At 58.4% G+C, this 19,465-nt stretch carries 23 protein-coding genes and 1 pseudogene; 7 read left to right on the plus strand and 17 right to left on the minus strand.

Annotated features, from left to right (window positions below):
- Positions 1-35: 35 nt before the first annotated feature.
- A pseudogene (locus GV827_RS23730) lies at positions 36-442 on the plus strand (secondary thiamine-phosphate synthase enzyme YjbQ); the annotation flags it as partial.
- Between the two features lie 12 nt (positions 443-454).
- Here the strand turns inward: GV827_RS23730 and GV827_RS19970 are convergent.
- Positions 455-658, minus strand: a complete 204-nt coding sequence (locus tag GV827_RS19970) for a dodecin family protein (protein WP_164355581.1) — start codon at positions 656-658, stop codon at positions 455-457.
- An 86-nt stretch (positions 659-744) separates the two neighbouring features.
- Entirely contained in the window at positions 745-1,416 is a 672-nt protein-coding gene (locus GV827_RS19975; RefSeq protein ID WP_164355582.1) for an SDR family oxidoreductase, read from the minus strand.
- 187 nt (positions 1,417-1,603) lie between these two features.
- On the opposite strand from GV827_RS19975, the gene nrdR reads away from it, so the two are divergent.
- Positions 1,604-2,071, plus strand: coding sequence for a transcriptional regulator NrdR (gene nrdR, locus GV827_RS19980; RefSeq protein ID WP_164355583.1), 468 nt, complete (start codon positions 1,604-1,606; stop codon positions 2,069-2,071).
- 14 nt (positions 2,072-2,085) lie between these two features.
- A complete protein-coding gene (ribD, locus tag GV827_RS19985; protein ID WP_164355623.1) occupies positions 2,086-3,156 on the plus strand; it encodes a bifunctional diaminohydroxyphosphoribosylaminopyrimidine deaminase/5-amino-6-(5-phosphoribosylamino)uracil reductase RibD in 1,071 nt (356 codons plus the stop codon).
- A gap of 51 nt (positions 3,157-3,207) precedes the next feature.
- On the opposite strand, the gene GV827_RS19990 is transcribed toward ribD, so the two are convergent.
- From GV827_RS19990 to GV827_RS20015, 6 genes are all read right to left on the minus strand, one after another.
- On the minus strand, positions 3,208-4,512 hold the full coding sequence (locus GV827_RS19990) for an NAD(P)/FAD-dependent oxidoreductase (protein ID WP_164355584.1): 1,305 nt from the start codon (positions 4,510-4,512) through the stop codon (positions 3,208-3,210).
- Positions 4,512-5,870 (minus strand): glutamine synthetase family protein, encoded by a 1,359-nt coding sequence (locus GV827_RS19995; RefSeq protein WP_164355585.1) that lies wholly within the window; start codon positions 5,868-5,870, stop codon positions 4,512-4,514. Before GV827_RS19995 ends, GV827_RS19990 begins: the two co-directional genes overlap by 1 nt.
- Complete coding sequence (locus GV827_RS20000; protein WP_164355586.1) at positions 5,870-6,547, minus strand: type 1 glutamine amidotransferase; 678 nt, start codon at positions 6,545-6,547, stop codon at positions 5,870-5,872. Before GV827_RS20000 ends, GV827_RS19995 begins: the two co-directional genes overlap by 1 nt.
- Before the next feature lie 9 nt (positions 6,548-6,556).
- Entirely contained in the window at positions 6,557-7,891 is a 1,335-nt protein-coding gene (locus GV827_RS20005; protein ID WP_164355587.1) for a glutamine synthetase family protein, read from the minus strand.
- A 93-nt stretch (positions 7,892-7,984) separates the two neighbouring features.
- The gene (locus GV827_RS20010; RefSeq protein ID WP_164355588.1) at positions 7,985-8,791 is read right to left on the minus strand and encodes an ABC transporter permease; all 807 of its coding nucleotides are present in this window, start codon (positions 8,789-8,791) and stop codon (positions 7,985-7,987) included.
- Complete coding sequence (locus GV827_RS20015) at positions 8,788-9,669, minus strand: ABC transporter permease (protein WP_164355589.1); 882 nt, start codon at positions 9,667-9,669, stop codon at positions 8,788-8,790. The genes GV827_RS20010 and GV827_RS20015 overlap by 4 nt, the downstream gene beginning before the upstream one ends.
- Before the next feature lie 116 nt (positions 9,670-9,785).
- Between GV827_RS20015 and GV827_RS20020 the strand changes: the two genes are divergently transcribed.
- The gene (locus GV827_RS20020; protein ID WP_164355590.1) at positions 9,786-10,871 is read left to right on the plus strand and encodes an NAD(P)/FAD-dependent oxidoreductase; all 1,086 of its coding nucleotides are present in this window, start codon (positions 9,786-9,788) and stop codon (positions 10,869-10,871) included.
- Between the two features lie 37 nt (positions 10,872-10,908).
- On the opposite strand, the gene GV827_RS20025 is transcribed toward GV827_RS20020, so the two are convergent.
- From GV827_RS20025 to secG, 9 genes are all read right to left on the minus strand, one after another.
- On the minus strand, positions 10,909-11,637 hold the full coding sequence (locus GV827_RS20025; protein WP_164355591.1) for a transporter substrate-binding domain-containing protein: 729 nt from the start codon (positions 11,635-11,637) through the stop codon (positions 10,909-10,911).
- A gap of 34 nt (positions 11,638-11,671) precedes the next feature.
- Positions 11,672-12,448: an ABC transporter ATP-binding protein gene (locus GV827_RS20030; protein WP_164355592.1), complete on the minus strand. Its 777-nt coding sequence runs from the start codon at positions 12,446-12,448 to the stop codon at positions 11,672-11,674.
- Positions 12,449-12,572: 124 nt separating this feature from the next.
- On the minus strand, positions 12,573-13,007 hold the full coding sequence (locus tag GV827_RS20035) for a tellurite resistance TerB family protein (RefSeq protein ID WP_164355593.1): 435 nt from the start codon (positions 13,005-13,007) through the stop codon (positions 12,573-12,575).
- 36 nt (positions 13,008-13,043) lie between these two features.
- The gene (locus GV827_RS20040) at positions 13,044-13,481 is read right to left on the minus strand and encodes a tellurite resistance TerB family protein (protein WP_164355594.1); all 438 of its coding nucleotides are present in this window, start codon (positions 13,479-13,481) and stop codon (positions 13,044-13,046) included.
- Between the two features lie 9 nt (positions 13,482-13,490).
- Positions 13,491-14,141 carry a hypothetical protein gene (locus tag GV827_RS20045; protein WP_164355595.1) on the minus strand — a complete coding sequence of 217 codons (651 nt, stop codon included), beginning with the start codon at positions 14,139-14,141 and terminating at the stop codon, positions 13,491-13,493.
- A 21-nt stretch (positions 14,142-14,162) separates the two neighbouring features.
- Positions 14,163-14,456 carry a DUF1330 domain-containing protein gene (locus tag GV827_RS20050; protein WP_164355596.1) on the minus strand — a complete coding sequence of 98 codons (294 nt, stop codon included), beginning with the start codon at positions 14,454-14,456 and terminating at the stop codon, positions 14,163-14,165.
- 14 nt (positions 14,457-14,470) lie between these two features.
- On the minus strand, positions 14,471-15,247 hold the full coding sequence (gene rlmJ, locus GV827_RS20055) for a 23S rRNA (adenine(2030)-N(6))-methyltransferase RlmJ (protein ID WP_164355597.1): 777 nt from the start codon (positions 15,245-15,247) through the stop codon (positions 14,471-14,473).
- A 71-nt stretch (positions 15,248-15,318) separates the two neighbouring features.
- On the minus strand, positions 15,319-16,965 hold the full coding sequence (locus tag GV827_RS20060; RefSeq protein WP_164355598.1) for a CTP synthase: 1,647 nt from the start codon (positions 16,963-16,965) through the stop codon (positions 15,319-15,321).
- Between the two features lie 175 nt (positions 16,966-17,140).
- The gene (gene secG, locus GV827_RS20065; protein WP_164355599.1) at positions 17,141-17,503 is read right to left on the minus strand and encodes a preprotein translocase subunit SecG; all 363 of its coding nucleotides are present in this window, start codon (positions 17,501-17,503) and stop codon (positions 17,141-17,143) included.
- A gap of 322 nt (positions 17,504-17,825) precedes the next feature.
- On the opposite strand from secG, the gene nthA reads away from it, so the two are divergent.
- From nthA to GV827_RS20080, 3 genes are read left to right on the plus strand one after another with little or no spacing between them, the layout of a single operon-like run.
- A complete protein-coding gene (gene nthA, locus GV827_RS20070) occupies positions 17,826-18,440 on the plus strand; it encodes a nitrile hydratase subunit alpha (RefSeq protein WP_164355600.1) in 615 nt (204 codons plus the stop codon).
- Positions 18,437-19,114, plus strand: coding sequence for a nitrile hydratase subunit beta (nthB, locus tag GV827_RS20075; RefSeq protein WP_164355601.1), 678 nt, complete (start codon positions 18,437-18,439; stop codon positions 19,112-19,114). Before nthA ends, nthB begins: the two co-directional genes overlap by 4 nt.
- Positions 19,111-19,425, plus strand: a complete 315-nt coding sequence (locus GV827_RS20080; protein WP_164355602.1) for a nitrile hydratase accessory protein — start codon at positions 19,111-19,113, stop codon at positions 19,423-19,425. The genes nthB and GV827_RS20080 overlap by 4 nt, the downstream gene beginning before the upstream one ends.
- Positions 19,426-19,465 lie beyond the last annotated feature (40 nt).

The raw sequence follows: 19,465 nt of genomic DNA on the forward strand, positions 1-19,465 counted from the left end.
TTGCCAAGCAATGCTGGCCACGGCAGAGTGCCGAAATGCAAACCACCTTTATCATTGAGACAAGAGGTCAGGGGCTTTATGAGTTCACGACCGATATCGCAGCATGGCTTTCCGGTCAGACCGATGGATTGCTGACGCTGATGGTGCGACATCCTTCGGCTTCACTTCTTATTCAGGAAAACGCGGATCCAGATGTGAGGCTGATCTGCTGGCCTTTTACCAACGGCTTGTTCCGCCCGCGAATGACGGTGCAATGTCTTACCTGACCCACCGAATGGAAGGGCCAGACGATATGCCCGCACATATCAAGTCCGCGATGCTGCCGATCAGCCTGTCCATTCCTGTGCTTGAAGGCAGGATGCGGCTGGGAACATGGCAAGGCGTCTATCTGTTTGAACATCGCGATGCGCCGCACACCCGGCAGGTGGCGGCGCATTTCAGTGGCCAATTTAGGTTAGTCCTCCAACAGGAACGTCACCATCAGGTTGACCTGATAATGCGCGATCTTCCCGCCCTCGACCTTTACAGATTGCTCTTTGACCCATGCGCTGACGACGTTGCGTAAGGTCTTGCTCGCCCGTTCGACGCCTTCTGTCACGGCATCTTCGAAGCTTTTTGTTGAGGTTGCGGAAATTTCAGTAACGCGTGCGATAGACATGATGTTTCCTCTCTGTTTTGGCGGCGGCGGCCCGCGCATGTGCGCGGACACTGAACTTATCGCCAATAGAAGGGCATCATGCGGGCTTAGCCTGTGGGCATCAAATGGATTTCCCGCACAGCGGCATGATCTGGCGCATTCAGGGCATAGACAACTGCATTGGCCACATCGTCGGGCTGCAGTTTATCTGGCTTGGCCTCGGCAAAGAACTCGGTGTTCACCATCCCCGGAGAGACCACCATGCAACGTCCGCCCCATTCGACCATTTCGTCTGCAAGGTTGCCGGCAAATCCGTGAATGAACCACTTGGTCGACCCATAGATTGACCCTTTGAGGTGACGGCGCCCGGCAAGCGACCCGGTGACAACATACTGGCCGGTTGTCTTGCGCAGGTGGGGCAGGGCCGCGTGCGCGGTGTAAAGCGCGCCCATGATGTTGATGTCCACCATATCTTTCCAATCTGATGGATCGCCCTTCTCCGTACCTGCCTTAGAGGTTCCGCGCCCGGCGTTGGCAAAAGCGGCATCGAGTTGACCGTATCGCCCGACCAGCTTTTCAATCGCTTCGTTCTGCGCGTCGTAGCTTGTCGCGTCTCCGGGCAAGACCATCGCCCATTCGCCAATCTCGTCTGCCAACTTGTTCAACTTGTCTTCGCTGCGGGCAAACAGGCCAACGTTCCAGCCTGCAGCAGCAGCGGCTTTGGCAGTGGCGGCACCGATGCCGCTTGAGGCGCCGGTGATGAAAAGTGTCTTGGTCATGGGATGCTCCTGTTTGTTTGAATTCCCGGCTCAACGCGCGATGGGCCGATCCGGTTCACCACGTTCTGACCCCCAGATGTTGCGGTGCATTTCGCCCCTACCCAAAACCTCGCGGCTGCCCTATAAGTTTGGACAAGAGGGCCTCACGCCCCACTAGTCATGGCAGGAAAAAAGAGGGGGACGGCCCATGCGCTGCCCGTTTTGTGGAAATATTGACACCCAGGTGAAGGATTCTCGACCCGCTGAGGACCACGTATCGATCCGGCGACGTCGATTTTGCCCCGCGTGTGGTGGCCGCTTCACCACGTATGAACGGGTTCAGTTGCGTGATCTGGTCGTCATCAAATCCAGCGGCAAGCGCGAGGATTTCGACCGCGACAAGCTGGAGCGATCCATCCGTATCTCGATGCAGAAGCGCCCCATTGACCCCGAACGTATTGACCAGATGATTTCCGGTATCGTGCGCAGGCTCGAAAGCATGGGCGAGACCGACATCCAGTCCAAGCAGATCGGTGAGATCGTGATGGAAGCACTGGCCCGGATCGACACTGTGGCTTATGTGCGATTTGCCAGCGTCTACAAGAATTTCCAGGCCGCGGATGACTTTGACAAGTTCGTTCAGGAACTGCGCCCAGAGACACCACCGGAAGAGTGAGCGACGCCCGCTTCATGGCGCTGGCCCTGTCCTTGGGCCGGCGAGGGCAGGGAAGGGTATGGCCCAATCCAGCTGTTGGATGCGTGATCGTGCAAGACGGGCGGATCGTCGGGCGTGGCTGGACGCAGGATGGCGGCAGACCCCACGCTGAAACAGAAGCATTGCGGCAAGCGGGGGACAACGCCCGTGGGTCCACGGCATATGTCACGCTTGAACCCTGCGTACATCACGGAAAAACACCCCCCTGCGCCGAGGCATTGGTCGATGCCGGTGTGGCCCGCGTTGTTGTCGCGGTTGCCGACAATGATGCGCGGGTTGATGGAAAAGGTCTGGAGATATTGCGTGCGGCTGGGATTGAGGTTTCGGTGGGAGAAGGCGCATCAGAGGCCCGCCGTGATCATGCGGGCTTTTTTACGCGTACCGAAGTCGGTCGTCCTTTCCTGACCTTGAAGCTGGCTAATTCCTTTGATGGTCGGATTGCGACAGGGACGGGCGAAAGCCAATGGATCACAGGGCCAGAGGCGCGTCGCCTGGTACACGGGATGCGCAGCAGGCACGACGCGGTGATGGTCGGCGGCGGTACCGCTCGCAAGGATGACCCCAGCCTGACCGTGCGCGATCTGGGTATCTCGCATCAACCCGCACGGGTTGTCGTATCAAGACGGCTGGACCTGCCATTGATGGGGAAGCTGGCGCGAACTGCATCAGAGACATCTGTCATTCTGTGCCACGGCGCGGATGCGGATCATGCACTTCAAAAGACATGGCGCGATCTGGGTGCCACGCTTTTGCCCTGCGCCATCCGGGGTACACAACTGGACCCTGCCGATGTGTTGCAGCAACTGGGCGCTCATGGGCTGACACGGGTGTTCTGCGAAGGCGGTGGCGCGCTGGCCGCGTCCTTGATTGAGGCGGATTTTGTGGATGAACTGGTTGGCTTTACCGCTGGCGTTGTGATCGGTGCCGAAGGATTGCCGGGTATCGGTGCGATGGGCCTGTCCAAACTGGCAGCTGCACCGCGATACGCGCTGCAATCTGTCCGGCATGTCGGTGCGGACGTGATGCACATCTGGGAGCGCGGTTGAGGCGCCTGGATCAAAGCTAGAGATTGTCCGTCGGCGCACTGACCCTGCTGATCAGAACCCCAAGCGATCCCGCATCGCATACCAGCTCATCGCCAAAACAAGCAAAGGATTTCGCATTGCCGGACCGCCGGGAAATGGCATGTTCGGAATGGCGGCCATCGTGTCAAAGCCGTCACCATCGCCTTGGATGGCGCGGGCCATCAGCATCCCGGCATGGGTTGCAGTGCCGACGCCATGCCCTGAGTACCCAGAGGCAGACAAGATATTGGGAGCGACCCTTGCGACATAGGGCAGACGCTTCATCGTGATGGCAAGCGTGCCACCCCATGCGTAGTCAATCCTGACGTCCTTCAGGTGCGGGAAAACCACCGACATCGGCTTGCGCACCTTCGCGGCGATATCGCTGGGAAACTTGTAGCCATAGCTTTCGCCGCCACCAAAAAGCAATCGGCCGTCATGGCTTAGCCGAAAGTAGTTGACCACGAAACGGCTGTCGGCAACTGCCACGTCGCGTGGCAGCACGTCTTTGACACTTTCGCCCAAGGGCTCTGTCGCGGCGATGAAATTGTTGATGGGCATGACACGGGCGGCAACCTTGCGGTTTAGCCCGCCCAGATAGCCATTGCAGGCGAGGATCACATGGTCCGCGATGACATGGCCCGCGTCTGTCTGGACCCTGATCTGTTTGCCACCCTCTATGTGATGTACCGCGCTTCCCTCGAAAATGCGCGCACCTGCGGCATCGGCGGCCCGCGCCAATCCCAGTGCGAAATTCAGCGGATGCAGGTGCGCGGCTCCCATATCAAGAATGCCGCCTTTGTAGTCAGGCGATGGGCAAACCGATTGCAGCGCTGAATGATCCAGCTTTTCGATCTGATCATAGCCGTAGCGATCACCAAGAAAGTCCGCGTACTCGTGCAGGTGAGAGAGATCAGCGGTGTCAGACGCAGTCCATGCGACGCCCGGTTTCAGGTGGCAATCAATCTGGTGTTCGTTGATCAGGTCTTTGCAGAGAGCGACCGCCTCCAGCCCCAATTCCCAAAGTTGGCGTGCATGGTCAGCCCCGACCATTTTTTGCAGCGCCATTTGGTCGACGCGTTGACCGGTGCCCAGCTGTCCGCCGTTCCGCCCCGATGCCCCAAACCCCACGCGCTGCGCCTCCAACACAACCAAGTCGCGCCCCGCCTGTGCGAGATGCAGCGCGGAGGATAGGCCCGTGTAACCACCACCGATGATGCAGACGTCGGCCTTGGTCGCGCCTTTCAGCGGTGCAAAACGGTCCAGCGGTGTGGCCGTTGCGGCATACCAGCTGTCAGGATAAGCGCCCCGGCGGTCATTGGCAAAGAGCAGGTTCATCAAACGTTCAGCAGCAGATGCTCGCGCTCCCACGGAGAGATGACCTGCAGGAATTCATCATATTCTGCGCGCTTCACGATGCTGTAGACGCGGGCGAACTCGGGACCGAGGACTTCGTGCAGCGCAGTCGCTTCATCGAAAAGATCAATTGCCTGACCCAAAACGCGTGGGATATCACCGTCGCCGTCATAGGCATCCCCTTTGAATTCATCCTTTGGCTTTTTGCCTTCCGTCAGCCCAAGATAGCCACAGGCAAGTGATGCCGCGATACCAAGATACGGATTACAGTCCATCCCGGCCAAACGGTTCTCAACGCGTCTTGCCTTGGGGCTGGACAGCGGGATGCGAATGCCCGTCGTTCGATTGTCGCGGCCCCATTCAAGGTTGATGGGGGCTGCGTGGTCCTTCACGTACCGGCGGTAGCTGTTCACATAGGGCGCGATCACGGCAAGGGCGGCTGGCATGTGATTTTGCAGCCCGGCGATATAGTGCTGGAAATGTTCAGTCTCACTGCTGTCTTTGTTCGAGAAGATATTTTCGCCGGTTTTCGCATCCAGAATGGAATGGTGGATGTGCATGGCCGATCCCGGCTCATCCTCGATGGGTTTGGCCATGAAGGTGGCATAGCAATTGTGGCGCATCGCAGCCTCGCGAATGAGGCGCTTGAAGTAGAACACTTCATCCGCCAGCTTGACCGGGTCGCCATGTAGAAGGTTGATCTCTAGCTGACCGGCACCGCCTTCTTGCGTGATGCCGTCAATCTCGAACCCCTGATGTTCCGCAAAATCGTAGATGTCGTCGATCACCGGACCAAATTCGTCCACCGCGGTCATCGAATAGGCCTGCCGTGCCGCTGCAGGGCGCCCGGAACGGCCAATCATCGGTTCGATTTCATGCGCTGGATCGAGATTGCGAGCGACAAGGAAGAATTCCATCTCGGGCGCCACGACAGGTTCCCACCCCTTGTCGCGATAAAGCTGCACCACGCGCTTGAGCACATTTCGCGGAGAGAAGGGGACAGGTTTGTCATCCCTGTCATAGGCGTCATGGATCACTTGCAACGTCCAGTCGCCGGTCCATGGTGCTGCGGTTGCTGTCTCCATGTCGGGCTTCAGGATCATGTCCTTTTCGATGAAACCCTCATCGCCGGCGGCTTCCCCCCAGTCGCCTGTAATGGTCTGGTAAAAGATGCTGTCAGGCAAATGAAAGTAGTCCTGCCGCGCAAATTTTGTCGCAGGAACTGCCTTGCCGCGCGCGATCCCGGGCAGGTCCGATATAATGCACTCGACCTCGTCGAGCCGCTTGTCTTCCAAATATACTTGGGCAGCACCGGGCAGGCTTTTGATCCAATCGGCCATCAGGCCCTCTCTTTCTTGAAAAACGCGGTCATCTGGTCAGCAATTTTGGGGGAATCGAGCGGTGTCGTGAGCTTGGCACGGGCGGCCTTAAGCTGGTCATCGGGAACGAGCCCTTTGCCGCGATAGCGGATCAGGCCGTCGATAAAGTCATTCTGGTATTCGGGATGTGGCTGGATCGTCCAGAAAAGATCGTCATAGACCAGCGCTGCGTTGGCGCAGAAGTCGGTCGCTCCGATCACTTGGGCGCTTTCCGGCTTTTCGACGACCTGGTCCTGATGCCACGCGTTGATGGCATAGGTCTCACCGTTAATGGTATAGTCGACCGGCCCGACCGACCAGCCGCCGCCGAATTTCTCGACCTTTCCGCCCATCGCCTGAGCGATGATCTGGTGCCCGAAACACACACCGATCATGGGCACACGGGCGGCAAAGCTGTCGCGGATAAACTGCTCCAAGAGCGGTATCCAGTCATGCGGCTCATAAGCACCATGGCGCGACCCGGTGATGAGCCAGCCATCCGCCTCGGTGGCCGCTGCGGGCATCTCGCCGTCCACCACGGACCAACTGGCGTATTCAAAGGTATCCTCGCCCAAAAGTTTGCGGAAGTACGCGTCATAGCGCCCGTTCTCAGACAGTTCTTCGGGGGGATGACCGGTAATCAGGATGCCGATTTTCATGGGATTTCCTTACACGGTGTCGAGATAAATCTCGACCTTCTCTTCGGGGTTCAGCTCTTCCATATATTGCAGCTCCTGCCGCTTGGTCAGCACGAGGTTGCGGATCAGTTCAGGCGCGAAAATGCGGGCGACATGGGGGTCGTTCTCAAACAGATCAATGGCTGACTGCCAGTCGCACGGGATCTGTGGCAGGTCTTGTTCATAGGCGTTGCCTGTGATCGGCGCGGGCGGTTCTTGGGCGTCTTCGATGCCATTGATCGCGGCGCCCAGCACAGCGGCCAACATCAGGTAGGGGTTCACATCGCCGCCTGACACCCGATGCTCAATCCGGCGTGCCTTGGGATTGCCCGACGGTATGCGGATCGATGACGTTCGGTTCTCATAGGCCCAGCTGATGCCGGTTGGCGCGTGATTGCCCGGTACCATCCGCGCAAAGCTGTTTTCATGAGGGGCAAAGATCAGGGCAGAACCGGCCATCGCTGCAAGGCATCCCGCTACTGCATGACGCAACATGTCAGTGCCTTCGGGCCCACCGTTGTCAAAGACGTTCTCGCCCTCTGCATCCAAGACGGAAAAATGCGTGTGTAGACCAGAGCCGGGGTAATCGGGATACGGCTTGGCCATGAAGCTGGCGGCAAAACCGTGCTTGCGGGCCAGACCCTTGACCAGCATCTTGAACAGCCAGGCATCATCAGCGGCGCGCAGCGCGTCGTCACAGTGCATTAGATTGATCTCGAACTGGCCCAGACCTGCTTCGGAAATCGCCGTATCGGCAGGAATGTCCATTTCCTCGCAGGCATCGTACAGATCGGTAAAGAAGTTATCGAACTGGTCCAACGCCCGCATGCTGAGAATGTCACCCGCCTGACGACGCTTTCCTGTGCGGGGTGATGGCGGGACCTGTAGTTTGCGCCCGGAATCGTCGATCAGGAAGAATTCCAGCTCAACCGCGCAGACCGGAGTCAGGCCCCGCTGCTTGTAGCGTTGCAGCACCGCGTTCAGTGCATGGCGCGGGTCGCCCGCGTAAGGGCGCCCATCATCATGGTACATCCAGATGGGCAGCAGCGCTGTGGGCGACTCCAGCCAGGGCATAGGCATGAAACCCCGCTCCGTTGGGCGCAGCACACCGTCCTTGTCACCGCTTTCCAGCACGAGCGGACTGTCATCGATATCCTCGCCCCAGATATCGAGGTTCAGGACAGAAAAAGGAAAGCGGGTGCCATCTTCGATCGCCTTGTCGGCAAAGCGGGTGGGGATGCGTTTGCCGCGTGGCTGGCCGTTGAGATCAGCAGCAGCCACCCGGATGGACCGGACCTGCGGGTTCTTGCGAAGCCAGCTATTCATTGCACACCTGATAGGGCGGTGGGCCATGCAGTTCAGCGGGTGCCGAATACCTCCGTCGCCCACGCGCCGGATAATTTGATCAAATGTTGGATACTACCGGATCAGATTGAGACGCAAGCGCATTTTTTGACGGCGCTGCTGTGGCAGATGGCGGTTAAGACGCATGTTGATCAGACCAAAGGCAGCAATGACGATCAGGGTCAGCAGAATGAAATAGCCCGCAAGGATGGGATAGGGGACGAACGGGTTAAAGGTCTTGTCCGCAAAATAGCTCGCGTAATAAAGCGCGTCGCCGCGTTGCTGCCATGCGGGGAAGCCGGACAGGAATACCAGCGTCGTGGAATGGAACAGAAAGATCGCCTCGTTCGTGTAGGCAGGCCACGCAAGGCGCAGCATGGTGGGCCAGATTACGCGGCGGAACCGCGACCAGCCTGACAGACCATAGGCGTCAGCAGCCTCGACATCGCCCTTTGGAATGGATTGCAGCGCGCCATAGAAAATCTCGCCCGCGTAGGCCGCGGTGTTGAAGAACAGAACAATCAGCGCACCCAGCCATGCGGCGGTGAACGGGTCAAAGAAGGCGTAGTTCGACTTGAGCGTCAGGAAAAGGAAGTAGCCAAAGAAGAACTGGATAAACAGCGGTGAGCCGCGAAAGACAAAGATGAACCATTCTGCAGGTTTGCGCAGCCACGGGTTTGCGCTGGCCTTGCCGACACCAAGAGCGGTTGCAAGGAAAAACCCACAAGCCAGTGCCATCACACCAAAGTAGATGTTCCAGATCATGCCCGAACCGATCAGCGTGAACTGCTGGCACAGCGTGAAATCCTCACGCGGGAGGAGGCGTTCTCCAATGCCCACAGCGCGCAGGCCGTAATCCTGAATGGTCTGCCAGCAACTCATGCCGCTTTCCTTTGTGCTTCACCGGCTGTCGTAGCCTGGCCATGGGTCAACCGGGCCATGACCCGGCCCAGGACGATCTCTGAGATGCGCGTGAAACACAGGTAGAAAACCAGAAGCCCGAGGAAATACCACATCCGCCAGTCATCGTGTGGGTAGTCGGTAAAGCGTGGTGTCTTTGTCCCCCCCAATTCCCGTGCCCAATAGACAATGTCTTCGACCCCCAGCAGGAACAGCAACGGCGTTGCCTTGATCAGAAGCATCCACAGGTTCGACAGACCCGGCAGTGCAAAGACCCACATCTGCGGGACCAGCACGCGCCAGAAGGTCTGCCGCGTGTTCATGCCGTAAGCTGCGGCAGTCTCAAGCTGGGCATGCGGCACGGCGCGCATGGCACCGAAAAGGACATTGGCGGCAAAAGCACCGTAGACAATGGCAAAGGTCAGCACGGCAATGGCGAAGCCGTAGGTTTCGTGCACCCACTGCGGGGCTTCGCCCAGCGGCATCTTGGCGGCCTGACAGACGACAAAATCGTTGCCCTGCCGAACGGGCTCCAGCACGTCGGGGCATAGAATGCGGTGGCGCGTGTATTCGATGGCTTGATCAAGGGCGATGACGAAGAACAGAAAAAACGCAATGTCCGGCACGCCGCGCACGATGGCGATGTAGGTCTTGCCGATCCACCTGAGAGGCGCAAAGACTGAGCGGGCGGCGGAGGCGCCGGCAAATCCGAAGGCAAGTGCCGTTGGCGCGGTGATCCCAAGCAGGATCAACACGGTCAGCACCGACCAATAAAGGTTCATGTGCTTGCCCGTGGTCAGGTAGCAGGCGAACCAGCGCAGGCTTTCAAGTTGTTCGGGGTCAGCGCAGGAGGAAAACATCACGTGCTCATTTTGGGTTGTCCCAGTTTTCCCAGTAGGCTGCCGGTGTCAACCTCTTGCTGCAGGATCGGGGCCAGTGCAGTGTCCGCTGCAAGGTTTTCAGCGAAAGGTGCGTCATGACAGAGCAGGGACCCTCCATCATCATCGTTGGCGCAGGCATCATCGGTGCCGCAGCGGCCTATGCGCTGCAATCGGGAGGGGCGCGGGTGACAATCGTCGATGCGGGGGGCGAGACGGCGACAACTGCGTCCTTTGGCTGGATCAATGCAAGTTTTTTCCATGATGAGGCGCATTTTCGGCTGCGCGAGGAAGGGATCGTCGCGTGGCATCGCCTGTCGGATAGGCTGAAGCTGCCTCTGGACTGGCAAGGTACCTTGTGTTGGGAAGAGACCGGTGCGGCATTTGACCAGCAGCGCGATCAATTGCGCGGGTTAGGCTATGACGTCACGGAAATCGGCTCAGACCACTTTGCCAAGCTGGAACCACATGTCGCGACGCCGCCGGAGCGGGCCTTGCAGTTTCATCAGGAAGGTGCCGCCGACAGCCCGATGGTGGTGCAAACGCTGATGAACGCAGCAGTCGTTGCCGGTGCGCAAAGACTGCGCGGTCTGCGGGTCAGGGAACTGGTCGAACAAGGAGGACGCATCACGGGTATCCGAACGGAGGCTGGCGTCACAACAGCGGATCAGGTTCTTGTTGCCGCAGGTACCGGCACGGCGGCGTTGATGGCGGCGGTTGGCGTGCCGCTTCCGATGCTGCACCGGCCCGCGCTTGTCATGCGCACCCGGCCCGTGCCGCCCGTACTGAATCACGTCCTCGTCTCTGAATTGGGTGAGTTGCGGCAGCTGCCGGATGGAACGCTTTTGATGCCTGCGGCGGTCAGCCATCAGGGGGATGCGTCCGATCCACTGGCGGAACCTTTGGATGTCACAGCCCAGCGTGTGCTTGAGCGGTTGCGCGCGCTGTTGCCGGGTGTTGCGCTGGATTGGCAGGAACTGACGCTGGCTTTCAGACCGGTGCCGCAGGACGGTCTGCCTGTCATCGGGAGTGTCCGTGACGGGCTGCATGTCGCCTGCATGCATTCCGGCATCACGCTGGGTGCCCTTGCGGGCGAGGTGGTGGCGCAGGAAATGCTGGAAGGGGTATCAAACCGTTCAGGCGCGCTTTTGGCACCGTACCGACCGGGGCGGTTTGACGGGTAGGGGCAGGCCAATGATGGCCCGCCCCGGGATCATCTGATCAGAACAGTTCGGCTTCGGGGAGCCACTTTTTGATCAGTTCATTCAGGGAACCATCGTCCTTCATGGACTGGATGGCGGTGTTGAGCTTGGCACGCAACTCACCGTCGCTTTCGCGCACGCCCAAGCCAATACCACCACCGATCAGCTCCTGCTGTTCGAGCAGCATCAGGTCGGCTTCAGCCTCAGCGATGGGGGCGAGGAAGGACTTGTCGGCCAGGACCGCGTCGGCCTCACCATTTTTGACGGCCGCAACTGTCTCTTCGGGTGTGGCGAATTCAACCAGTGTCGCACCTTCCATGGACGCGATGTGTGCCGCCTGAATGGTGCCCGACTGAGCCGCGATCACGCCGGTCGACGGGTCCATTTCACCCATCGCCAGATAGGCCGATGGGTCGGGCAGGGTGTAGGCATCGGAGAAGTCGATGACTTCATCACGTTCGTCCGTGATTGACATGCCTGCGATGATCACGTCGTAGTTTCCGGAAACGAGGTTCGGAATGATGCTGTCCCATTCGTTGGTGACCCATTCGCAGGTCAGCTTGGCACGCGCGCACAGCTCATCGCCTACTTCGCGCTCGAAACCGGCCACTTCGCCGTTGTCGTCAAGGAAGTTGTAGGGAGGGTAGGCGCCCTCGGTTCCCATACGGATTGTTTTGGCGTGGCCGTCGGCAAACGCCAGACCGGCGGTCAGCGCAAGGGCAGCCGTCAAAAGGATCAGTTTTTTCATTGAGCGATACTCCCGTTTTTTTCTTGGGTTTTGGTTACGTTGCGTGGGTGGCCGAAAGGAACCCGCGCAGGCGTTCTGATTTGGGTGCACCGAACAGCTGATCGGGCGCCCCTTGTTCTTCGATAAGGCCCTGATGCAAAAAGATAACGTGGTCAGACACGTCAGCGGCCAGTTTCATGTCATGTGTGACAATGATCATCGTGCGACCTTCGTTTGCCAGATCCTTGATGACCTTGATCACTTCCTGTTCCAGTTCCGGATCAAGAGCAGACGTCGGTTCATCAAAAAGCAGTGCTTCGGGCTCCATGCACAGGCCACGGGCAATCGCAGCGCGCTGCTGCTGACCGCCAGAAAGCTGTGCCGGATAGACATCGCATTTATCGCCGATGCCGACCTTGTCGAGGTAGCCACGCGCAGCCTTTTCCACCTCTGCACGGTCGCGTTTCAGCACGGTCAGCGGTGCTTCCATGACGTTTTGCAGGATCGTCATATGGGCCCAGAGGTTGAACTGCTGGAACACCATTGACAGGTTCGTGCGGATGCGCAGCACCTGTTTGGGGTCGGCGGGACGGCGACCGTGATGGGTTCCTTTCCACTTCACCGGCTCACCCTTGAACAGGATCTCGCCCTGCTGGCTGTCCTCAAGCAGGTTGCAGCACCGCAGCAAAGTGGATTTGCCAGAGCCGGAAGAGCCGATAAGGGAAACAACATGCCCACGAGGGGCCTTAAGGCTCACGCCCTTGAGCACTTCCAAAGAACCGTATGCCTTGTGCAGGCCGTCAATCTGGATCACCGGGGGTGCTGAATTCACGAAGTACGAGCCACTGCTATTGATTCCAGAGGGTATAAAGCGGCAATCTGCCTCAATTTGCAACGCATTGTGTGGATAACCGGCGCGGTTTACTTTGGGTCATGCTGCCAAAGTAACCTTTTGTTCAGCCATCGACACGCTGCCGCGCCATCGCACTGTCTGTGTCTGTCACCCCCAGAAGATTGGCGACCAGCCGCAAAAGCGCATTTTCTTCGTCGGTACGTGTCCCATCTGCCAATACAACTTTCCACAGTGCCTCAATCACACCCAATCGCTCTTCATACGGCACAGCATCCTTGATCGCGCGGGTAAAGCGCACCGTGTCGGGTGCCTCCGCCTCCAAAGCCTCACCTTGGCTGCGTAATTCCCGCGCGTCTGCTGAACTCAGACCATAGCGTGCTGACGCGATATCTTCGATCAGGCGCGCCTCGGACGTGGCATAATCGTGGTCCGATTTCGCGACGCGCACAAGCAGGGCGGTCAACGCCAAACGGGCGTCGTCATCGGCAAAGGGGGCGGGGTCCGGCTCTGTCAGCCGTCTGAGAAAATCACCAAACATGGTGTGGATATAGGCGGCGGTTCAGGAAAGGCCAAGTCAGCTTTCGCCGGTGGCTTCCTTGCGCAGCGCCTCGATGTCTGTGTCGGTCAGCCCCAAGGCGGTTTCAATCGCCAAAAGCTGGATTTCTTCGGCCTCGTGGCGATGACCATCGGCAAGTGCGACGGACCACATGGCCTGTCCCAGTGAAAGGCGATGGGCGTAATCAACTTCTTCGCGCAGGATGCGGGCAAAATCGGAAGTATCGGGCGCGTCATGTTCCAGCTTTTCACAGACTGCACGCAGCTTGGCTGCCTCAATCGGTCCAATGTCAAACGTCTGTGACAGGATGCGATCAATCTGGCCGATCTCTTTGGCGTTATAGTTGCGGTCCGCGAAAGCGACACGAACCAACAAAGCGCCGAGGGCCAATTGTGCATTCGGCTGTGGCAAGGGGGCCGGCGCGGGCTTGCGGCGCGGGAAAAGGCGTTCAAACATAATGGATTGTTAACTCAAATCAGGTGGTTTTCCAAAGCGTAACGTATCAATGGCAAGGCCCTGTGGGTCCGTGTTGGTAATGATGAACCCAGCGATATCGGCTTGACCCGTACTGCGCAAGAAACCGACAGCGAATTCACCGGTGGGCTGTACAGGCACCTGGCCGATTGCGCTGCCATCGCGCCGGTAGAAGGTGACAAAAGCGGCACCTGCCTCACCGCCGCGCAGATCGAAGGCAAGCGCGGACTGATCGGCGTCAAACAGAACGGCAATCGCGCCTTCACCTTGCGCCTCGCGTTTGGGAAATCCCGCCGCGCCGTAGCCATTGAGCACCGTCTGTCCGTAGAAATGCACCACCGAAAGATTTTGCCCGGTCGCGCCCGGCAGCATTGTCAATGGGGCAAAGGCATCGCCCGTGATTTCATCGTGTGAGCCGCGGGCGCGCGTACTCTGACCCGCAAAACGCTCTCCGAAAGTGGCGCCGGGCAGGGGCAAAATGTCATCGAAATTGCGCCCCGGACCCGCGCCACTGCGCACATCCTCAAACGTGATGATTTCGGTCAGGGTCAGACTATCGGGATCAACCAGACAGACCTGCGCGCCGCAGGCCAAAGCCGCGCCGGGAGCAAGTGCCAGAAAAAGGGCCGCCAGACGTTTCATAACATCAGTTTAGCACAATTTTCAGCTTTCGTACCCCTCAACGATCACGAGACTGCCTTCGGCGACGGGCAGGCGGATCGCTTTGGCATTTTGGTAGTCGTCGCTGTGATAGCAGGCCACCGCATCCGCGTAGGATGCGAATTCGATGATCACTGTCCGGGCGCGCCATGTGCCTTCTTCGACTTGCTGTTTGCCGCCACGAGCGAGAAACTTTGCACCGTAATCAGCAAAAGGTTTGGCGTTCGCTGCGCGGTAGGTGTCATAGACTTCGGCGTCTTTCACATCCATCTGTCCGATCCAGTATCCTTTGGGCATATTTTGTCCTTTTATCAGAGTGTTGCGAATTTCGCTGAAAGCCGCTTGGCCTCGTCTTGCGTACCATAGGGTGCGTTGATGATGAACATGCCTGATCCAACCATCCCGTGGCCGGGCCGTGCGGGCGGAAAGCGGACCTCGTGACGCAGCGCGTCGGGGTGGGCCTTTGTGAGCGCGTTCAGCATTGGCAGATGTGCCTTGCTGACCAGCAAAGGATACCAAAGCGCGATGATGCCCACGTTCCATGCCCTCGCAATCTTGGAGATATGACGTGGAATGGCGGCATAGTCGTCTTTGACCTCGTAACTGGGGTCAATCAGCATCAGTCCACGGCGGGGTGTCGGCGGGGTGAGGGCATGAGCCATCTCAAACCCGTCGCGATTGTGGATTTTGGCAGGGAAGGGTGAGAGGGCCAGTTCAAGGGCTGCATGTTCGCGCGGGTGCAGTTCTGCGATGTGAATCTGGTCCGTCGGTCGTAACAGGCTGGCGGCGATTAGGGGGGAGCCCGGATAGCTGTTGGGGCCGTTTTCGGTCTCAACCTGTTTCAAAACACGTGCATAGGGGTGATCGGGCGCAAACCAGCTGCGCACCTTTTTGATGCCTTGCGCGGCTTCGCCAGTCCTGAGCGCCTCATCACCGGACAGGTCATAGAGCGCCCGACCGCCATGTGTTTCAATGTAGGTCAGAGGTTTGTCTTTGACCGCCAGATAGGCCAGCATCCACGCCAGCAAGGCATGTTTGTGGACATCAGCGAGGTTTCCGGCGTGGTAAATGTGTTGATATGACAGCATGTCCCACCTGTGGGGGCCGGACACAGCTCTTGCAAGAGTTTTAGGAGGAAAACCGGGATTTTCTGAGGCGCTCAGACAAGACGCGAAATTTCCTTGGCCGCGCGGATGAAATCCTTGAACAGGGGATGCGGTGCGAAAGGCTTGGATTTCAGCTCTGGATGAAACTGTACCCCGATAAACCATGGATGGTCCGTCCATTCCACGATCTCGGGCAGTTTGCCGTCAGGTGACATGCCCGAAAAGCAAAGGCCGACTTCTTCAAGCTTGTCTTTATAGGCGATATCGACTTCGTAACGATGCCGGTGGCGTTCATCAATCGACGTGGTGCCATAGGCTTCGGCCGCCTTCGATCCTGGCTTCAGTGTCGCATCGTAGGCCCCCAAACGCATTGTGCCTCCCTTGTCGTCACCTACCTTGCGCTCGACCTTGTGATTGCCCTGCACCCATTCCTTGAGGTGGTAGACCACAGGCTCAAACCGCTTCTTGCCGGCCTCATGATCGAATTCCTCGGATCCGGCTGATTTAAGACCTGCCACGTTTCGTGCGGCTTCGATGACTGCCATCTGCATGCCCAAACAAATGCCCAGATAGGGCACCTTGTGCTCGCGGGCATATTGGGCCGCCTTGATCTTGCCTTCTGTCCCACGCTCGCCAAATCCTCCGGGAACGAGGATCGCATGAAGACCTTCGAGATGCGCGCCGACATCTTCGGACTGGTCGAAGATTTCGGCATCAACCCATTCAATCCTGACCTTGACGCGGTTCGCCATGCCGCCATGTGTCAAAGCCTCTGCAATGGACTTATAGGCGTCTTCAAGCTGCGTATATTTGCCCACGATCGCCACGCGCACTTCGCCTTCGGGATTATGAATGCGGTCATAGACGTCATGCCAGACGGTCAGGTCCGGTTTCGGGGCCGGAGAGATCTCGAAGGCATCTAGTACCGCCTGATCAAGCCCTTGCGCGTGATAGGCCAGCGGGGCCTCATAGATCGATTTAAGATCGTAGGCGGCAACGACCGCCTCTTTGCGCACGTTACAGAACAAAGCGATCTTTTCGCGCTCCTTTTCAGGGATTGGTTTTTCAGAGCGGCACACGAGAATGTCAGGCGCGATGCCTATGCTTTGCAGTTCCTTGACCGAGTGCTGTGTTGGTTTTGTCTTCAACTCACCAGAAGCCGCCAGATAGGGCAGCAGCGTCAAATGCATAAAGATGCACTGCCCGCGCGGCTTGTCATGGCTGAACTGACGAATGGCTTCGAAAAAAGGCAGGCCCTCGATGTCACCAACAGTGCCGCCGATCTCGCATAGCATGAAATCAACCTCATCGTCGCCAATGGCGAGGAACTCTTTGATTTCATTGGTGACATGGGGAACCACCTGAATTGTTTTGCCAAGGTAGTCGCCCCGACGCTCTTTCTCCAGCACGTTCGAATAAATGCGGCCAGACGAGACTGAGTCCGTCTTGCGGGCAGGAACGCCGGTAAAGCGTTCGTAATGGCCCAGATCAAGGTCTGTCTCTGCCCCGTCGTCGGTGACAAACACCTCGCCATGCTCAAAGGGGCTCATCGTGCCGGGATCGACGTTGAGATAGGGGTCAAGCTTGCGCAAGCGCACAGAGAAACCACGGGCTTGCAACAACGCGCCCAAAGCAGCCGACGCCAACCCTTTGCCAAGGGAAGAGACCACACCGCCGGTAATGAAAATATAGCGCGCCATCCGTTTTAGGACCCCCGTGAAGTTCAGTTTGTGCGGAAAACCCGCCTGAGCCGCCGTCGAAAAACCACAGCATCACGGGATTTAAGGATAACAGGATTCGTGAACTCAAGGCAAGGCCGGTGCCCAACATCATGTTGGGAAATTCGAGCCTTCCTCAAGGTGTTGTAGTTCTTGCTTAATCCGACAGGGGCACCAGAGGCGCGTTGTCATCAGCCGTTGGTGGCAGAAGGCTCTCGCCGGATGGCACTGTGCTGTCTGTTTCGGTCGCCGCAGGCGGTGTGACGCCCAAGCGGTCGATGACGGAAGCGCCGGAGGATTTCTGTGCAACAATCACGGTCAGCGTGATTGAGGTCACGATGAAAGCCGCACCCAAAAGCCAGGTCAGCCTCGTCAGTGCCGTGGCAGCCGCGCGACCAGACACGGCACCGCCGCCACCACCGCCCATGCCCAGACCGCCACCTTCAGAGCGTTGCATCAGCACAACGGCAATCAGGCCAAGGGCCAGAAGAAGGTGAATGATCAGAACGACGTTTTCCATGGGGCGGTGACTTTCGTTTTTGGTTTGCGGCTATCTATGCATCTTTGCGCTTAGGGGCAAGGAGGGATTGGGGTCACATGTGCGCCGAATGTAGCCTATCCACGAACAAAGACCGCCGAAATTGCGGCGGTCTTTTTTCGAGCGGTTCTCTACCACGCCATGTTAAGAGGGCTATCCTGGAATTGAGGTGGATCAGACTCGCTCTATGGGAATTACCTTATCACAAAAGCGCGCAAAAATCGCACACAAAGAATTAAGGAGAATGAGGGACTTGGCCTCAATCCCGATGGACACGGCTGATTTGGTGGTGCAGTCTTAGTCCATGCCACACGATCATTCCCACGACGACCCGCACGCGCTGTTGCCCTCTGATCCGGCCCTTCGGGTCAAGGCGCTTGAGACTCTTTTGACAAAGAAGGGCCTGATTGATCCTGCCGCACTGGATGAGATCATCGACACCTATGAAAACAAGATCGGGCCGCGCAACGGCGCGCGGGTCGTCGCCAAGACGTGGATCGATCCGAATTTCCGCAAAGCCTTGCTTGAAGATGCCACGTCTGTGGTGGCCGACCTTGGTTACTATGGCCGGCAAGGCGAACACATGGTCGCGGTCGAGAACACGGATGCAGTGCACAACATGGTCGTCTGCACGCTGTGCTCTTGTTACCCGTGGCCTTTGCTGGGCATCCCGCCCGGCTGGTACAAGTCCGACGCCTACCGCGCCCGCGCCGTGCGTGAGCCGCGCAAGGTCTTGGCGGATTTCGGTGTCACCCTGCCCGAAGACATGGCTGTGCGCGTTTGGGATTCAACGGCCGAGATGCGCTATCTGGTGATCCCGCAGCGTCCTGCCGGAACCGAAGACATGGACGAAGAAGCCCTGATGAACCTTGTGAGCCGTGACAGCATGATCGGCACGGCACTGGCGGGCACGCCATGACCCGCGTGCATGATATGGGCGGGCGGTTTGGGGATGGAGCCGTTGTGCCGGAACCAGAGCACGAAGTATTCCATGAAGACTGGCACAAACGGGCACTGGCCGTAGTACTGGCCTGTGGGGCGTTGGGGAAGTGGAACCTCGATATCTCACGTCACGCGCGCGAGCGGTTGAAGCCAACGGACTATGCGCGATTTTCCTACTATGAAAAGTGGATGGGTGGCTTCGCGACGTTGCTGGTGGAAACAGGTGTTGTGACCCGTGATGAACTGGCTGGGAACGCTGAGCCTGCTCCATCCGACCTTGCCGAGAAAGCGTGGAAGCCGACGGAGATCGCCAAGGTCCTGTCAAAAGGCGGTCCGGTGGACCGGCCCAGAAATGTGGCCCCGATGTTTGCCCCCGGCGACACGGTGATTGCGCGTCCCCATGCGGAGAACATGAAAGTCAGCGGTGGGCATACGCGCCTGCCTGCCTACGCGGCCGGTGCGCGTGGCACCATCCTGCGTCTGCATGGCAGCCACATCTTGCCCGATGCGCACGCGCATGGCTTCGGCGAAGCGCCAGAGCCGCTCTATGCGGTGGTCTTCCCTGCGTCCGAGCTTTGGGCGCATCCAGAGCATCCGCGCGATGAGGTCGTGCTGGACATGTGGCAAAGCTATCTCAAGCCCACATCATGAAGCCTGAACCCGTCTTCGAAACGCCTTGGCATGCGCAGGTTTTTGCACTCACCGTCCATCTGAACGAAGCGGGGCATTTCGAGTGGGGCGCATGGGCTGAGCGCTTTGGCGCAACCCTGAAACGTCACGGGTTGGGCCGCGAATTGAACGGCGGCGAGGATTACTTCGCGGCGTGGCTGGAAACGCTTGAAAGCTTGCTCGATGAAATTGGCATGGCTGCACCTGAGGATGTAGCCGCGCTTCGCGACGCCTGGGAGGCTGCCTATCTCAGCACCCCACATGGCGCACCAGTCAAGCTGGCAGATGCATGACGATGCAATTGCCGACGGGGGCGATGTGTCCCGTCAGCAG

It is taken from the genome of Sulfitobacter sediminilitoris (assembly GCF_010667575.1).
Taxonomy (GTDB): domain Bacteria; phylum Pseudomonadota; class Alphaproteobacteria; order Rhodobacterales; family Rhodobacteraceae; genus Sulfitobacter; species Sulfitobacter sediminilitoris.

Bases quoted from the DNA above. Each gene is read 5' to 3' on its own strand.
- GV827_RS20020 (WP_164355590.1), top strand. From the start codon at position 9,786: ATGACAGAGCAGGGACCCTCCATCATCATCGTTGGCGCAGGCATCATC.
- GV827_RS20050 (WP_164355596.1), bottom strand. From the start codon at position 14,456: ATGCCCAAAGGATACTGGATCGGACAGATGGATGTGAAAGACGCCGAA.
- GV827_RS20035 (WP_164355593.1), bottom strand. From the start codon at position 13,007: ATGTTTGGTGATTTTCTCAGACGGCTGACAGAGCCGGACCCCGCCCCC.
- GV827_RS20025 (WP_164355591.1), bottom strand. From the start codon at position 11,637: ATGAAAAAACTGATCCTTTTGACGGCTGCCCTTGCGCTGACCGCCGGT.
- nthB (WP_164355601.1), top strand. From the start codon at position 18,437: ATGACCCGCGTGCATGATATGGGCGGGCGGTTTGGGGATGGAGCCGTT.
- GV827_RS20045 (WP_164355595.1), bottom strand. From the start codon at position 14,141: ATGAAACGTCTGGCGGCCCTTTTTCTGGCACTTGCTCCCGGCGCGGCT.
- GV827_RS20040 (WP_164355594.1), bottom strand. From the start codon at position 13,481: ATGTTTGAACGCCTTTTCCCGCGCCGCAAGCCCGCGCCGGCCCCCTTG.
- rlmJ (WP_164355597.1), bottom strand. From the start codon at position 15,247: ATGCTGTCATATCAACACATTTACCACGCCGGAAACCTCGCTGATGTC.
- GV827_RS20000 (WP_164355586.1), bottom strand. From the start codon at position 6,547: ATGAAAATCGGCATCCTGATTACCGGTCATCCCCCCGAAGAACTGTCT.
- nthA (WP_164355600.1), top strand. From the start codon at position 17,826: ATGCCACACGATCATTCCCACGACGACCCGCACGCGCTGTTGCCCTCT.
- GV827_RS19995 (WP_164355585.1), bottom strand. From the start codon at position 5,870: ATGGCCGATTGGATCAAAAGCCTGCCCGGTGCTGCCCAAGTATATTTG.
- nrdR (WP_164355583.1), top strand. From the start codon at position 1,604: ATGCGCTGCCCGTTTTGTGGAAATATTGACACCCAGGTGAAGGATTCT.
- GV827_RS19970 (WP_164355581.1), bottom strand. From the start codon at position 658: ATGTCTATCGCACGCGTTACTGAAATTTCCGCAACCTCAACAAAAAGC.
- GV827_RS20010 (WP_164355588.1), bottom strand. From the start codon at position 8,791: ATGAGTTGCTGGCAGACCATTCAGGATTACGGCCTGCGCGCTGTGGGC.
- GV827_RS20080 (WP_164355602.1), top strand. From the start codon at position 19,111: ATGAAGCCTGAACCCGTCTTCGAAACGCCTTGGCATGCGCAGGTTTTT.
- GV827_RS19990 (WP_164355584.1), bottom strand. From the start codon at position 4,512: ATGAACCTGCTCTTTGCCAATGACCGCCGGGGCGCTTATCCTGACAGC.
- ribD (WP_164355623.1), top strand. From the start codon at position 2,086: ATGGCGCTGGCCCTGTCCTTGGGCCGGCGAGGGCAGGGAAGGGTATGG.
- GV827_RS19975 (WP_164355582.1), bottom strand. From the start codon at position 1,416: ATGACCAAGACACTTTTCATCACCGGCGCCTCAAGCGGCATCGGTGCC.
- GV827_RS20060 (WP_164355598.1), bottom strand. From the start codon at position 16,965: ATGGCGCGCTATATTTTCATTACCGGCGGTGTGGTCTCTTCCCTTGGC.
- secG (WP_164355599.1), bottom strand. From the start codon at position 17,503: ATGGAAAACGTCGTTCTGATCATTCACCTTCTTCTGGCCCTTGGCCTG.
- GV827_RS20005 (WP_164355587.1), bottom strand. From the start codon at position 7,891: ATGAATAGCTGGCTTCGCAAGAACCCGCAGGTCCGGTCCATCCGGGTG.
- GV827_RS20015 (WP_164355589.1), bottom strand. From the start codon at position 9,669: ATGTTTTCCTCCTGCGCTGACCCCGAACAACTTGAAAGCCTGCGCTGG.